At 69.8% G+C, this 14458-nt stretch carries 18 protein-coding genes; 16 read left to right on the top strand and 2 right to left on the bottom strand.

Annotated features, from left to right (window positions below; all coding sequences use genetic code 11):
- The 12 genes from ABT122_RS17520 to ABT122_RS17465 all read left to right on the top strand — a co-directional run bounded on the left by ABT122_RS17520 (position 1) and on the right by ABT122_RS17465 (position 10185).
- Entirely contained in the window at positions 1 to 417 is a 417-nt protein-coding gene (locus tag ABT122_RS17520; protein ID WP_351552235.1) for a hypothetical protein, read from the top strand.
- Complete coding sequence (locus ABT122_RS17515; protein ID WP_351552232.1) at positions 414 to 728, top strand: hypothetical protein; 315 nt, start codon at positions 414 to 416, stop codon at positions 726 to 728. Before ABT122_RS17520 ends, ABT122_RS17515 begins: the two co-directional genes overlap by 4 nt.
- Positions 725 to 1078 carry a hypothetical protein gene (locus tag ABT122_RS17510; protein ID WP_351552229.1) on the top strand — a complete coding sequence of 118 codons (354 nt, stop codon included), beginning with the start codon at positions 725 to 727 and terminating at the stop codon, positions 1076 to 1078. The genes ABT122_RS17515 and ABT122_RS17510 overlap by 4 nt, the downstream gene beginning before the upstream one ends.
- 46 nt (positions 1079 to 1124) lie before the next feature.
- Positions 1125 to 1556, top strand: coding sequence for a minor capsid protein (locus tag ABT122_RS17505; protein ID WP_351552226.1), 432 nt, complete (start codon positions 1125 to 1127; stop codon positions 1554 to 1556).
- Between the two features lie 12 nt (positions 1557 to 1568).
- Positions 1569 to 2039 carry a phage tail tube protein gene (locus ABT122_RS17500; RefSeq protein ID WP_351552223.1) on the top strand — a complete coding sequence of 157 codons (471 nt, stop codon included), beginning with the start codon at positions 1569 to 1571 and terminating at the stop codon, positions 2037 to 2039.
- Positions 2039 to 2536, top strand: a complete 498-nt coding sequence (locus ABT122_RS17495; RefSeq protein WP_351552220.1) for a DUF7426 family protein — start codon at positions 2039 to 2041, stop codon at positions 2534 to 2536. The genes ABT122_RS17500 and ABT122_RS17495 overlap by 1 nt, the downstream gene beginning before the upstream one ends.
- Before the next feature lie 205 nt (positions 2537 to 2741).
- Positions 2742 to 5648 (top strand): phage tail protein, encoded by a 2907-nt coding sequence (locus ABT122_RS17490; protein ID WP_351552217.1) that lies wholly within the window; start codon positions 2742 to 2744, stop codon positions 5646 to 5648.
- A 5-nt stretch (positions 5649 to 5653) separates the two neighbouring features.
- Entirely contained in the window at positions 5654 to 8431 is a 2778-nt protein-coding gene (locus tag ABT122_RS17485; RefSeq protein ID WP_351552214.1) for a hypothetical protein, read from the top strand.
- Positions 8432 to 8441: 10 nt separating this feature from the next.
- A complete protein-coding gene (locus ABT122_RS17480) occupies positions 8442 to 8852 on the top strand; it encodes a hypothetical protein (RefSeq protein WP_351552211.1) in 411 nt (136 codons plus the stop codon).
- 62 nt (positions 8853 to 8914) lie between these two features.
- A complete protein-coding gene (locus ABT122_RS17475) occupies positions 8915 to 9697 on the top strand; it encodes a peptidoglycan-binding protein (protein WP_351552208.1) in 783 nt (260 codons plus the stop codon).
- A gap of 12 nt (positions 9698 to 9709) precedes the next feature.
- Entirely contained in the window at positions 9710 to 9934 is a 225-nt protein-coding gene (locus ABT122_RS17470; RefSeq protein WP_351552205.1) for a holin, read from the top strand.
- The gene (locus ABT122_RS17465) at positions 9934 to 10185 is read left to right on the top strand and encodes a hypothetical protein (protein WP_351552202.1); all 252 of its coding nucleotides are present in this window, start codon (positions 9934 to 9936) and stop codon (positions 10183 to 10185) included. The genes ABT122_RS17470 and ABT122_RS17465 overlap by 1 nt, the downstream gene beginning before the upstream one ends.
- Positions 10186 to 10289: 104 nt before the next feature.
- On the opposite strand, the gene ABT122_RS17460 is transcribed toward ABT122_RS17465, so the two are convergent.
- Positions 10290 to 10502, bottom strand: a complete 213-nt coding sequence (locus tag ABT122_RS17460) for a hypothetical protein (protein ID WP_351552199.1) — start codon at positions 10500 to 10502, stop codon at positions 10290 to 10292.
- A gap of 366 nt (positions 10503 to 10868) precedes the next feature.
- Here ABT122_RS17460 and ABT122_RS17455 point away from each other — a divergent pair, with 366 nt between their 5' ends.
- A complete protein-coding gene (locus ABT122_RS17455) occupies positions 10869 to 11048 on the top strand; it encodes a hypothetical protein (RefSeq protein ID WP_351552196.1) in 180 nt (59 codons plus the stop codon).
- Positions 11049 to 11292: 244 nt separating this feature from the next.
- On the opposite strand, the gene ABT122_RS17450 is transcribed toward ABT122_RS17455, so the two are convergent.
- Positions 11293 to 11823, bottom strand: coding sequence for a hypothetical protein (locus ABT122_RS17450; protein ID WP_351552193.1), 531 nt, complete (start codon positions 11821 to 11823; stop codon positions 11293 to 11295).
- Positions 11824 to 12257: 434 nt separating this feature from the next.
- Here ABT122_RS17450 and ABT122_RS17445 point away from each other — a divergent pair, with 434 nt between their 5' ends.
- The 3 genes from ABT122_RS17445 to ABT122_RS17435 all read left to right on the top strand — a co-directional run bounded on the left by ABT122_RS17445 (position 12258) and on the right by ABT122_RS17435 (position 14446).
- Positions 12258 to 13004 (top strand): DUF6879 family protein, encoded by a 747-nt coding sequence (locus ABT122_RS17445; protein ID WP_351552190.1) that lies wholly within the window; start codon positions 12258 to 12260, stop codon positions 13002 to 13004.
- The gene (locus tag ABT122_RS17440) at positions 13001 to 13855 is read left to right on the top strand and encodes a helix-turn-helix domain-containing protein (protein ID WP_351552187.1); all 855 of its coding nucleotides are present in this window, start codon (positions 13001 to 13003) and stop codon (positions 13853 to 13855) included. Before ABT122_RS17445 ends, ABT122_RS17440 begins: the two co-directional genes overlap by 4 nt.
- Positions 13856 to 13951: 96 nt before the next feature.
- On the top strand, positions 13952 to 14446 hold the full coding sequence (locus ABT122_RS17435) for a hypothetical protein (protein WP_351552184.1): 495 nt from the start codon (positions 13952 to 13954) through the stop codon (positions 14444 to 14446).
- Positions 14447 to 14458 lie beyond the last annotated feature (12 nt).

Genomic DNA, 14458 nt, shown 5'->3' with positions numbered 1-14458 from the left:
ATGGCCCGCGTCTACGCGACCGCCGCCCAGTACGAGACCTACACCGGTGTCGCGGCCCCCACCGACATCGACCGACTCCTTGCGGACGCCTGCCGGATGATTGGCAGCAGAGTGTTCCGGCTGTGCTGGTACGAGGTCGACCCCGACGGCTACCCGGAAAACGCTTTGGTCCGGGCCGCGTTCACCAACGCCGTGTGCGCTCAGGCCAAGTGGGCTGCCGACACCGGTGATGCCGTCGGACCGGAGATGGTCGGCTGGACAGTGGTCGAGCTGGGGTCCGCGAAGATGGCGCGTACGGCCGACGCCGCGCGCGCGGACGCTGCCCCGGGGGAGCAGATCGCACCTGCTGTGTGGGACGCTCTCCGAGCCCCTGACCTCACCCCGGACATCTTGATCATTGGGTTGGTGGCGTCGTGAGGTTGCTGCGGCTGTGGTTCCGGCACACGGTGGTGGTGGAGCCGTATGTAGGGAGCGGCCCGACCGGGCCCGTGTACGGTCCGCCGATCACGGTGCGCTGCCTCGTGGACGACCAGACGAGGCTGGTGCGCTCGGCGACCGGCGACCAGGTCACTTCCACCAGCACCCTCTACGCCAGGCTGGAGACGGTGTGCCCGGCCAAGAGCAGGGTCACGCTGCTGTCCGGGCGCCGGACGGTGGTGATCGCCGCTCTCCGGCGTGACGGCGGTGGCCTGCCTACGCCGGATCATCTGGAGGTGCAACTTCAGTGAGCCCCCGGCACGTGCGCATGACGTTCGAGGGCCAGCGGCTGTGGACCGCTCGCGGCCGGCGGCTTGCCGAGCGTGGGCTTCAGCGGGCGCTGGAGCACACTCTCGGCGTCTCCAACTCCCGCGTCCCGCTCGATGAGGGGACACTGGAACGGTCCGGCCGGGTCAATGTCGACGGCCTCAACGGTGCGATCTCCTACGACACCGTCTATGCGGTGAGACAGCACGAAGAGCTGGAGTGGAAGCACGCCCCCGGCCGGCAGGCGAAGTTCCTGGAATCGGCGATGAACGACCAGCGCGCGGTGATGCTGCGGCTGATGGCCGTCCCCTTGAGGGACTGGCTCCGCGGCTAGCCCCACCTCGTACCGCCCGGCGGGCGCCGACCATCTGGGAGGTTCCATGGGGTACACCGCTGATCTTCTCGGCGGACTCAGTGCGCTGCTCGCGGACGCCGGGCTCGGCGTCTATCGGCCGGGCGGGATCTACGCGGACGGGGAGACCGGGATTTTCCACGGGGTGATACCGGAGGGCCCGGACCGGGCGATCTGTCTGACCCCGTACCCGGTGGAGGACACCGACCTCACCGACACGATCACGGGCGTACAGGTCCGGCTCCGCGCCGGGCCGGAGACGGCCAGTGTGCTCGACCTCGCGGACGGGGTCTTCGCGGCTCTTCACAACCGGCGGGCGCTCGCCTTCGGCAGCGTCCGCGTCGCGCTGATCTGGCGCCAATCACAGGCCCTGCTCGGGCAAGACCCGCACGGGCGCACCGAGCTGGCCGGCAACTACTACGCGCGGACGACACGCACCGCGCCTCACCTGATCGACTGAGGAGGACGCGTCATGTCGACGCCGACTGAGACCGCGCTCGCCAGACGGTGGCGCCTGGACATCAACATGGGTACCGACCTGGCGCCCGACTGGGCCCTGGTGCCCGGCGTCACCGAGTTCCAGTGGACTGCCGAGCCGAATCACGAGGACGCCACGAGCTACGACACGGACGGATGGAAGGAGAACACCAAGACCGGCCAGGAGTGGGAGGTCGAGGCGACGTTCAACCGGAAGGCATCGCCGGACTCCACCACCTACGCGGCCACGCACGAGAAGCTCCGGCTCGCCAGCTTCGCCTACGGCGACGCCTCCAAGGTGCCGGTCCGGTTCTACGACCGCAACGGCCTGCCGGAGGCTTACACGGGCACCGCGCTGGTGACCTGGGAGCCGCAGGGCGGGGAGTACACCGCCCTGGACCAGGTCCAGGTCACCCTGACCGGAACCGGGCCGCTGACCCCGATCACGAACCCGGTGACCCCCTGATGGCCTTCAAAACGCTCGACGAGTTCCTCGGCGACTCCCTCGACCTCCCGATCAAGTGCCGGGACAGCAAGGTCCGCACCTTCCACATCGCCGCCTGCTCCGCCGAGGACGGCCTGAGGGTCGAGAAGCTCATGGAGACCGGCCTCCGCATGGCCGCCGACGGCGCCGAGCCCGATGCCGAGGTACTGGACGACGCCGCCGAGCTCGACCTGTACCGGATCACTCTCGGTGACGCCCACGACGAGATCCGCAGCCATCTGGACTGGCCCCGGTTCCGGCATGTCGCCCTCACCGCTGTCATCTGGATCACCCAGGGGCTCGACACCGCCGAGGCGTACTGGAACGCGGACGGCGACCCTTCTCAGGTGGGCCCGGCGAACCGAACGGAGCGCCGGGCCTCATCCCGTGTGGCGAAATCGACTCCGAAACAGGACTCGCAGAGTGGTACGAGTACCCGCAAGGGCACCGGCCGCGCCCGCAAGGCCGCCAAGACCTGACCTGGGGCCTGCTCCTCGCCGAGTGGGCCCTCATCGAGGCCGACCTCCACGAGACGTACGGCATCGACCTCTCCGCCCCGGGGCTCCTGCGCGAGCGCTCGTGGCGGTGGCTGAGGATTCGCATCCTCGGCCTGCTGAGCACGGAGTCCCGGCTCGCTCGGCACTTCGCACCCCCTGACACCACATAGCCGAAGGGGAGTGCGGGATGGCCCTCAACGTCGGCGAACTCGTCGCTGGACTCCGCGCGGACGACTCAGGCTGGCGCACCGGTCTGGCTGCCGCTCAACTCCGCATGCGCGGACTCACCCGCGACGCCGAAACCAGGCTTAGCGCCCTTCGGCGGCTATTCGTCTCCGAGGGCGACGCCGCCGGCCGGGGGCTCGCGGATGGGATTCGTGAGCACTCCGAAGCCGCGATGGCGGCGGTCAAGAAAGTCGGCCCGGCGGTCGGTGGCATATCGGTCGGGCTTCCGGCCGTGGCCGCGGCCACAACGGCGCTGGGCGGTCTGGCCGCAGGTGCCGTTGCCGCCGGCATCGCGGTTCGAGCGTTCAGCCTGGCCGCCGGGCCTCAGCTTGAGGAGGTCGCCAACGTCGCCGAGCTGGCGGCGGCTGCCGAGGAGGCGGTGGCGGCCGGGGCGGAGGATGCGGCGGAAAAGCAGCAGGCGTACCGCGATGCGCTTGCCGAGCTTCCGCCCGCCACCAGGGAAGCCGCGCGGGAATTCATTGCTCTGAAGGCGGGGCACAGGGAGTGGTCGGATGAGATGTCCGGAACCACCATGCCTGTCTTCACCAAGGGCATGCAGGTGCTGCGGAACCTTTTGCCGCAGGTCACCCCGTTTGTCGAGGCAGCCGGGCACGTCTTCGGCGACACCCTCGACCGGATCGCCGTCGGTGTCCGATCGGCCCGGTTCCGGGAGTGGGCGACCGACACGGCCGCCGCGTCCGGCCCGGCGCTGTCCAACCTGATCACCTTCCTGGGCAACATGGGACAGGGCTTCAGGTCCCTGCTCCAGGCGTTCCTTCCCACCTCGGCTGGGGTGACCAGCGGACTGGTCAGCATGTCGGATGCCTTCGAGGACTGGGCGGCCGGCCTCAAAGGCTCCGAGGGGTTCGCGGACTTCCTCGACTTCGCCGGGGACGGCGCGGACACCCTGGGCGCGCTCGGCGGAGCCGCCGTGCAGGTGCTGGTGGCTCTGGGGCCGCTGATCGGTGTCGGTACCCAGCTCCTCCTCATCTTCGCGAGCATCGTCAGCGCGGTCCCGACACCGGTCCTCACCGCGCTGGCGGCGGTGATTGCCACGACGGCAGTGGGGATGCGGCTGTACGCGGTGGGCGCAGCCATCGTGGCTACCGCGAACATGGTCATGGCGTCCTCGGCGTGGGCGGCCATCGCCGGATGGACACGGATGATGGCCGTCGGGCTGATGGCCTACGCCCGGATCGGAGCCGCAGCACTCGCGAGCGCGACGGCGACAGCGGCGGCCTGGATGGGCTCGGCACTGCTGTCGATCGGGACGTGGGTCGCGGCCGTCGTCCGGGCCGCCTTGGTGAGCACAGCGCAGTTCGCCTTGATGGCCGCGCGCGCGGTGGCATGGGCTGCGGTGATGGCGGCTCAGTGGTTGATCGCCATGGGCCCGGTCGGCTGGGTGATCGCCGCCGTGGTCGGGCTGGTCGCCGCGATCGTCCTCAACTGGGACAACATCAAGAAGTACACCAAGGCCGCGTGGGACTGGCTGTGGGGAAAGATCAAGGGCATCGCCCAAGGGCTCTGGGACTTCTTCCTGAACTGGACGATCGCCGGCCTCTTCATCAAGCACTGGTCGGCGATCAAGGAAGGCACCATCCGCAAGGCCCTGGAGATGGTGGCCTGGGTCGCCGGGCTGCCGGGCAGGATCAGCAATGCTGTCGGCTCGCTGAGTCGGCTGCTGGCCGGTGCCGGCCGAGATGTGGTCGCCGGCCTGTGGAGCGGCATCCAGGGCATGGGCGGCTGGCTCCGCGGCAAGCTGATGAGCTGGGCGAGATCGGTGATTCCCGGGCCGATCGCCCAAGCGCTGGGTATCAGCTCCCCGTCGAAGGTCACCAAGGCGCAGGGGCGATGGATCGCCCGAGGACTGGCCGACGGTATGACGGGCTCCTCGAAGCAGGTCAAGGCAGCTTCGAGGCGGCTGGCTGATATCGTCCGCGACTCCCTCAAGGGCGGCCGGGAAAAGCGCGCGCTCTCCCGCATCGCCCGGGATTCCCAGGTGCTCTCCGACCTGGCGAAGCAGGAGGAGCACCTCGCCAAGCGGCTCAAGTCCGCGTCGAAGAAGCTCGCCGACATGGTCAAGGCCCGGGACAAGCTCGCAGCGTCGGTGAAACAGGGAGTGCTCGACGCCGCGGACATCACCCGCCAGCAGGGCGACGGACCGGTGACAGCGGACGGCATCCTCACCGGCCTGAACGACAAGCTCGCCGCCGCCCGCCAGTTCGCCGAGCAGCTGGCCACACTCCGGAAGAAGGGTGTGCGCGGCGATCTCATCGCCCAGATCGCCGAGTCCGGAGTGGAGGGCGGCCTCGGCGCGGCGAACGCGCTGGCGAACGCGTCCTCGAACCAGATCAAGCAGATCAACTCCAGCCAGTCGCAGCTGGTGAAGGCCGCCGGTTCGGCGGGCGCCACCGCCGGCACCGCCCTGTACGGGGCCGGTATCCAGGCTGCGCAGGGTCTCGTGCGGGGGCTCAAGGCGGAACAGTCGGCGATCGAGGAGCAGATGCTCGCGATCGCCAAGAGCATGACCAAGGCGATCAAACAGGCGCTCGGCATCAAGTCCCCGTCTCGGGTGCTCGCGGACCAAGTCGGCCAGTGGATTCCCAAGGGCATCCTCCAGGGCATTGACGCTGAGACGCCCGCGCTCGACCGGAGCATGGCGGCCCTTGTCACCCCGCCCTGCGGGCCCGCGCTCGGCACCGGGGCCGGTGTCAGGCCGGACGTCCTGGCCGCAGCCGGTGGGCGCCCGATCGTGCTGGAGATCCGATCGTCCGGCTCTCGGACAGACGATCTCGTTCTCGAATCGCTCCGTCACTCGGTGAAGGTCCGCGGCGGCGATGTCCAGGTGGTCGTGGCAGGAAAGAGGTAGACGGCATGGCGTTCCCTGAGGACCGTCTGGACCTGCGGGCGGAGTTGGAGATCAGCGGCGCCCGGGTGGACGTGACAAGCCGGGTGTTCACCCGGGACCCGATCACGATCGTGTCGGGCATGAGCGCGGAAGGCACCCAGGTCGATCCGTCGTCGTGCTCACTGACCCTGAACAACAAGGACGGCGAGTTCTCGCCTCGTAACCCGCTCGGGCCGCACTACGGGCGGCTCGGCCGCAACACACCGCTCCAGATCTCCGTGCCCTCCGTCGACTCCTACCTCGACCTCGATGGCGATCCGGTGAACCTGGCGATCACCCCCGATCACACGGCACTGGACATCACCGGCGATCTCGACCTCCGGGCCGAGGTCGAGATGGACTGGGCCGAGCTGGACATCAACCAGGTACTCATTGCGAAGTGGGACAACACTGGCCAGCGCTCCTACAGCCTGCGCATCATCAACAATCTCGCGGTCATCGGCTGGTCCGCAGACGGCGTCAGCGGTTTCTCCGCCAGCGCGAGCCTGCCCACCCTTCCGGCGCGCGCGGCCGTCCGCGCCACGCTGGACGTCAACAACGAGGCAGCAGGCCGCACGGTGCGCTTCTTCTGGGCGACATCACTGGCCGGGCCCTGGACACAGTTCGGCGAGGCAGTTCAGGCCGGGACCACCTCGGTCTTCGCGAGCACCGCGCCCCTGCGGATCGGCAGCCCGGACGCGACCACCGTTCCCCCGCGGGTCCCCTTCCGGGGACGCGGGTACCGCTTCGAGGTCCGGTCCGGGATCAACGGCACGGTGGTGGCTCACCCGGACCTTCGGGCCCTGCTGCCCGGTACGACTGCCTTCACCGACTCAGCCGGACGCCCGTGGACCCTCACAGGGACCGCTTCCGTGCGCGACCGCGAGTACCTGTTCACCGGGGAGGTCAGCTCCTGGCCGGCGCGATGGTCTCCGTCCGGGCAGGACATCTGGACCCCGATCGAGGCGGCGGGCATCCTCCGCCGCCTGGGGCAGGGCCGCAAGGCGCTTGAGTCCACGCTCCGGCGGCGTATCCCCTCCGATCCGGACCTGGTGGCGTACTGGCCCATGGAGGACGGCAAGGACTCCACGTCCGCTGCCTCACCCTTGCGCGGGGTCGCGCCCCTGACGGTGTCCGGTCTCGACTTCGCGGCGGATGACTCCCTGGGCGGGTCCTCCCCGCTGCCGCGGGTGGTCGCCCCCGCCTCGCTCCGGGGCACCGTGCCGCGCAGCTCGTCCTCCGGCTGGCAGGTGGAGTTCGTGTACTTCCTGCCGGCCATGCCTGTAGCCCAGACGGAGATCCTCCGCGTCACTGTGGCTCGATCCCCCATGCGGCAGGCGATTGTCTACGCGAGCACAGCGGGTATCCGTATCGAGGCCCGCGATGAAGAGGGCACGGTCATCGCGGCGCATACCGCCACCGGCGCCGACGCGATAGCGGACTTCTGGGGCAAGTGGAACAGGCTGGCGATTTACACCGGTCCCACCGCCGGCGGGTTCAGGTTCTTCGCCAGCTGGCGGGACATCACCGCGAACAGTTGGTGGACCATGGCGATCACCGTCACCGAGTCGACGCAGCAGGGCGCGGTAATCGGAGTCGCCGGATCATGGGGCGCCGCTGCTGCGGACATGACGCTCGGCCACATCGCGGTGTTCGACACGCCCGCCACGGACGACGCGACCTCCGCCCGGCCCGGGTCGGCGATCTTCAACGGCGCCGACGACGGCTTCGCCGGAGAGACCGTCCTGTCCCGGCTGGCCCGCCTGGCGGGGGAGGAGCCCAGTGTCCCGGTCGCGTGGATAGATGGGGACATGACCCGCAGCTCCGCGCGCATGGGTCCCCAGCGGCCGGCGGTACTGACTGACCTGATCACCCAGTGCGCCGAGGCCGATGGAGGGATTCTCTCCGAGCGGCCCGACCGGCTCGGGCTGCTGTACCGGGACCTGGCCAGCCTGGAGAACCAGGAGCCCACCCTCGTACTGGACTACGATGCCGGGCACGTTGCGCCCCCGCTGGAGCCAGTGGAGGACGACCAGTCCGTACGCAACGACATCACGGTGACCCGCGACGGCGGCAGCTCCGGACGGGTCGTCATTGAGGAGGGGCCGCTGTCGGTCCTGCCGCCCGAGCAGGGCGGTGTGGGCATCTATGACGAGGCGCTCACCCGCAATGTCTGGGCGGACGCGCAGTGCGTCCAGATCGCCGGATGGCTCGCCCACCTCGGGACCTGGGACGAGGCCCGCTACCCGTCGGTAAAGATCCTTTTGCACCAGCATCCGCAGCTCATCCCGGCGGTTCTCCAGCTGCGCATCGGGGACAAGGTCCGCATCCTCGGCCTGCCCCTCTACAGCGGCAGCGCCGGTCAGCCGGTCGACCTCCACGTCCAGCAGATCACCCATGTTCCCCAGCCCCGCAGCTGGGAGGTCACCCTCGTCTGCGCCCCGGCCGGACCATGGGCCGTCGGAGTGGAAGGGGCAGCACGATCGGACACCGCCGGCTCCCAGCTGGCCGCAGGCGTATCCCCGACCGCGACCACGCTATCGGTGACCACGACAACCGGGCCGCGATGGATGACCTCGGCGGCGTACCCAGCCGATTTCCCCTTCACCGTTCGGGCTGGAGGAGAGGTCATGAGCGTGACCGCGATCACCGGGACCGGCAACACGCAGACCTTCACCGTCGTCCGGAGCATCAACGGCATCAGCAAACCGCACGGGGCGGGCACGGACGTCCGGCTTGCCGAGCCCGCCATCGTCGCCCTGTGAGGAGGCATCCATGACCCTCTGGCTCTCCGGCATGCGCATCACCTCGGACCGCCTCAACAACGATGATCCCGACGAGGAGACCAGTGCCGGGCTCGTCGCCGGGTCCGGTTTCAGCACGCTGTCGTTCCAGGGTCGCCGGTACCGGGGCGTCGTCTACATCAACGCCCTCCTGACGAAGAACTCCGGAACGATCGAGGCGGTCGCCGGGTCCGGGAATCTGTCTCCGGAGCCGACCATCGGCACTCTGCCCGATGGGTGGCGCCCGCCGGAGTCCCTGGGCGTCTCCTGGGACAACGGCACGGTGGAGGGGGTGCTCCTCGTGAACACGAACGGGACGCTCGTGTTGCGGACGATCACCTACAACCAGGCAGTCGCCAACGCCACCAACATCCGCTTCAACACGAGCTGGATCAAGGCGTAGAGCTCGTTCCAATCCCGCCCCAGGCCGCCGGCCCGGGGCTTTTTGCTGCCCTGGAGGCCACCATGCAGCTCATCCGGCGCACCGCCTGGGGCGCCCCCGCCACCTCACCCGCCGCCCACATCGCATCCACGCGCGGCGTCAAGGTGCACTACCTCGGCGCCCCGTACTCGTCCCGGGCACATGACCGGTGCGGCGCTTCCGTCCGCCAGATTCGCGCCGCGCACCTCGCAAACGCGGCCGAGGGCTACTCGGACATCGCCTACAACCTCATAGTGTGCGAGCACGGCCACGTGTTCGAGGGACGGGGCGCGCACCGCCGCACCGGCGCCAACGGCACCGCCGCGCTCAACGCCCGGCATTACGCGGTGTGCGCGCTCCTCGGCTCCTCCGGCCTCACCCAGCCGCCGGCCGCCATGCTCACGGGACTCCGGGACGCGATCGACTGGCTCCGCGCCGAGGGGGACGCCGGGGCCGAGATTCTCGGGCACCGCGACGGGCACCCGACCGCCTGCCCGGGGGACGCGCTGTACGCCTGGGTCCGCCGGGGCGCGCCCCGCCCGGGCAAGCCCCCGGCCCCGGCCAAGCCCCCGGCGAAGAAGTACGAGCCGTTCCCCGGGGCCGCGTTCTTCGCGGCCGGCCGCCGCAGCCCGGTCATCACCGCGATGGGCCGACGTCTGGTCGCGGAGGGCTGCGGCCGGTACGAGGTCGGGCCCGGCCCCGCATGGTCCGAGGCCGATCGGAAGTCGTACGCCGCGTGGCAGCGCAAGATCGGCTACAACGGTGCGGCGGCCGACGGCATCCCCGGGGCGAGCAGCTGGGCGCGGCTCCGCGTCCCCAAATCCTGAACGGAGACCACCATGACCTCTCGCCTTCTGCTCGACACCGCCGAGCGCACCATCGGCACCTACGCGGTGACCTTCCTCGGTCTCATCCTCGCGACGGGCTTCGACCTCACCGACATGACCGCGCTCCGGGCCGCCGCGCTGGCGTCGATACCGGCGGCGCTGTCCGTGGTGAAGGCCGCCGTCGGCCGGCTGATCGGCGACCCGCGTACCGTTGGCTGGCTCCCGGGGGGCTGCTGATGACCCCGGCGGAGTCCGGCCAGGTCGCGGTCGAGCTGGAGCGCATCAGAGGGACGATGGAGGCCGGGTTCGCCCGGGTCGACGGCTCGCTCGCGCTGCTGGTGCAGCGCGGGGACCAGACCGATAAGCAGCTCGACGACCACGAATCGCGCCTGGACGCGCTGGAGAAGGCGCGCTGGCCGCTGCCGACGATCGGAGTGCTGGCGGGGCTCGGTGGCGCGGTCACCGGGCTGATCGCGCTGCTCCGCTGAACCAGGCCCACCAGCCCCCGCCGCACCCGTGAGGGAGCGACGGGGGCTGCTTCTCTGCGCGCCCGCTGATTCCGTCCCTTGGCGATCTGGTCCACCCGGGGCCGTTAGCTGGGCTGGATTCCCGCTTGGCGGGTGATCTGGCGGATGCGTTCGCGGGAGTAGCCGGTGATGGCCACCACCTCGACCTGCTTCACCCCGGCGCTGTGGGCCGCGACGACGGCTGCGTGGACGTCGCGGAGAGCGGCCTCCGCTTCCTCCTTCATGCGGTCGTAGCGGGCCTGGGCGATCTTGAGCTGGGCTATTGGATCGGTTTCCATGCACCCGATGATGCCACCTGGATTTGGCCAAGTCAAAGTGGCCAACTACATTTGACATGCCAAGCGGGGTTGGCATAAGCTGATGCCACAAGCCGAGGGGGAGACCCGGAGGCACAACTCAAAAGGGGAAAGGAGGGAAAATGACTCCTGGGGAGATCAGCGTGATCATCGGATCGCTCTCCGCCGCACTTTCGACGGCGAGCATCCTGATCACCGTCCGACGCGGAAGCCGGAAGACGCGGAAGAACCGCCGAGGCCGACACCGCAAGAGCTGACACCAAAGGGGCCCGGAGAAGCCACTAACTACTCCGGGCCCCGCCCCAGAGTCCCCCACCTCCCCACCCCGCCGCAACTGACAGAGAGGACATGACCGTGACCCGACTCCAGTGGGCCGCGCTCGGACTCGCCGCCGTCGCCCTGGCCATCGCCACCGCGACGCAGAGCGACGCCGACGCCACCTGGGCGACGATCGCCCTGTGGATCGCATGGCCCGTCTGGGCCATCGGCGCCGGCGTCGCCATCCACCGGCACCGGACCCAGAAGTAGGCCGCTGGCCAGCCGCGAGCTGGCCGACGACAAAGCCCCCTCCCGCCCTTGCTGGGCGCGAGGGGGCTTCGCCTGTACTGCCTCACCCCGCTGCGCGGGGAGCACACGGCGATGTACGGGTAGGGCGGGTAGCCGTGGGGACCACCCCCGCTGCGCGGGGAGCACACTTCCTGAACTGGCACGATACCCAGCCACAGCCCGGATTTCATTCACTTCGCCCCGGCTACTCGCCTCCCTCTTCCGCCTATCCGGGCCGGGGGGCGTCGCCGATGCTGGGCGCCATCGTCAGGGAGAGGAGCACGTGCGGCTGGGTCTGGCCGGGCCGCGTGGCCGGGCCGATGGTCCATCGGCGGTCACGCACCACGTAGGTCTGGGTGTCCTCCCACCCGTTCCCCTCTGCGTCCTCGTAGGTGTCTGACCAGAGGATCTCCTCGCCCGGGAGAGGGACGGCGGTCATCGTCACGTACTCCTCCGGACGGCCACCCGCGAACTCGAACCCCACATCGATCTGGGGGTTGTGCTGTGCCAGCCCGGAGGCCCGCGCCGCAGCCCGCGCCTCGTACTGACGGCTGACGCAGTCGCACAGCTGCGCCTCCCGCGCCCCGACTGTCCCGGTGCCCAGGCAGTCGGGACAGTCAGGGACCGCTGTCGGCCCGCCGCGGGGCGTCGGGCGCTCGGCCGGTGAGCTGGAGCCCTGCTCTGCCCGGGTCTCGATGATCTCCGCGAACGCACGGGCGGCGGCCGGTGGGAGGTACAGGCTGGTGTGGGTCGGCATGGATGATCCGTCCACCCCCCCCGGATGCCCAGCTGGTCGGCGAGAGACCACGGCATGAGCGGGCGCTGGATGCCCAGCTGGTCGGCGAGATCGTCGGCGGCCTGTGGGCTCACCTGGAGGCGCACCCGGTCGCCCATGGACCCGGCGGTGGCGTCGATCGCGAGGCTCCGTAAGGCGGCGACGATCCGGTCGCCCAGGGCCTCAAGGGCGTCGGGCCCATCGGCCGTGGGCGCGTCCTGGGCAGGAGGGGTATCGGTCATGCGCCCATCGTGGTGGACCCGCCGCACCGGCGGGGCCGAAACGGCTCACTCAGGTGCGGAAGGGAGTTCCGGCGGACTCGGGCCTATGTGCCGCTACCGGCACGGCTGTCGCTGAGCGACGCAGCAGCGCTACCGTGCGTGCACCAATCTCAACTCCTCACGAGAGGAAGAGTCATGGCTCGTAGGCTCCGCATGCTCGGCACCACCAGTCGAGAGGGCAAATGCCCGACCCTGTACGAGGACCTCGACACCGGGGAAATCATCGTCCAAGGCCGCACCGTCACCGACACCAGCTCCCTCAGTGGAGCGGTGGATGTCCTCCGCCATGAGTCGTTCGTCGCGGTTCCGCGCGACCTGCTCACCCGCTTCACCCCGAGGTCTGACCGGCCCCGGGGCGGCGTCGAGTTCATCGCCGACGAGACGTTCGGGAGCTACTTCGAGAGCTTCAAGCACACCGCCTGGAGATTCGAGTCCCGGCGCGGATACGCCTCGGACCGCGACTCGCAGGAGTACCAGCGCTGGCTGGCATCGGGGGATGTCGAGGCCAATCCCTCCAGTCCCTGGTACGCGAACATCGAACGCCAGGTGGCACTCGGCAAGCGGATCGGCCGTGTTCGGGTCGTCGACTCCCCGCTCACCGAGGAGCAGAGGTACCTCACGGCCGCCGCGACCGTCGACGGGGCCGCAGGAGAGGACATCCGACACCTCTGGCGCCCCGACGCGCAGCGACTCCAACTCCCCGGAGAGGATTTCTGGCTCTTCGACTCCCGCTATGCGCTGGTGCTCCACTTCGATGACGCCGACGAGTATCTCGGAGCCGAACTGGTGGAAGACCCGGTGGTCATCGCCCGGTTCTGCCAGATCCGGGACGCCGCGTGGCACCACGCGGTCAAGCACACGGACTTCCTTCACCAGTTGTGAGCACCGACTTTCAGCATGCCCGGGAGAGTCTGGGGGCCCGCCTCCGTGAGCTGCGCACCGAGGCCGGGCTGACGGGTAAGGACCTGGCCGAACGGCTTGGCTGGCAGCGGTCCAAGGTGTCCCGCCTGGAGAACGGACGCCAGACGGCCACGCCCGCGGATCTGGACGCATGGGGGAGCGCGCTCGGTGCGCCCCTGGCCTCGGCCGACTTGAAGCGCCAGCTCGACACGATGGAGACGCACTACCGGTCCTGGAAGCGCGTGCTCGCTGCGGGGCACCGGACGGTCCAGGACACACACGCGGTCCAGGAGCGCGACGCGGCGGTCGTGCACATCTTCGAGTCGGGCATCATCCCCGGAATCTTCCAAACACCCGAATATGTGCGGAGTGTGCTCACTGACGTGGCAGCCCAGCACGGGACCCCCACAGACATCGAGGAGGGGGTCCGCGCCCGGTTGCGTCGGCAGGAGGTGCTCTACCGGCGCGGGCACCACTTCCACGCGCTGCTCTGGGAGCCGGCGCTCTACGTCATCCAGTGCCCAGATCCTGCCGACTCCTCCGCCCAGCTGGATCGCCTGACCGTCCTCGGGGGCCTGGACACCGTCACCCTCGGAATCGTGCCGCTCGGCATCCGGATGCCGGTCTCACCCAAACACGGCTTCTGGATCATGGACGGTGACCTCGTCGTCGCTGACACCTGGAACGCCGAACTCTCGCTCGACTCGGCCGAGGACGTAGCGCTCTACCAGGCAGCGTGGGAATCGCTGCGAGACGTCGCCGTGTTCGGCCATCAGGCGAACCACCTGATTGCGCGAGCCCGGCAACGTGTGAGCAATCCGGAGCACCCGTAGGAGCTGATGCGCAATCCCGCGCAATCACCCCGCGTGCGCGCAATCAGGCTTCCTAGGGTCGTCTTCACCGCTTCGCCCATCCGACTGGGGAGCCAGATGACGACCACGACGGACAGCGCGCTCGGCCACTGGCTGGCCGAGGCGCTCCCCGCCCCGCAAGAGGCCATGCACGACTGGCGCGCCAGCCCTATCACGATGCTGCCGACCGGCCGAAGGTTCGACGCCGTCCGCATGCCCGGGGACCTCGTCCACGCCGCCGTCGGCGCCACCGACCACGCCACGGTCAGCGGCGCCCTGGCTGCGGCCCTCGCAGGGCCCGTCATCTGCGACACCCGCTGGTACTACGCCCTCGTACCACCCCGCACCAGCGAGCGGTGGACGTGCGGACTCGCCCGCTGCCTCAGCACCGGCGCCTGGCTCACCGTCCCCCGCCCGGACCGCACCGACGACACCGGCACCGGCATCCACTGGTGCGTACCCATGGCCTACCCCGGCCGCCTGTGCGACTCGGCCGCCGTCGACCAGCTGCTCCAGGACGGCCACGAACGCCTCACGCCCGCCCCGTGCGAGTTCCGGCGGCCCGCCTCATGACCACCCCCACGC

The sequence above is a fragment of the Streptomyces sp. NPDC001985 genome, from assembly GCF_040296845.1.
Classification (GTDB): domain Bacteria; phylum Actinomycetota; class Actinomycetes; order Streptomycetales; family Streptomycetaceae; genus Streptomyces.
This window is presented reverse-complemented; position numbering and strand designations above follow the sequence as displayed.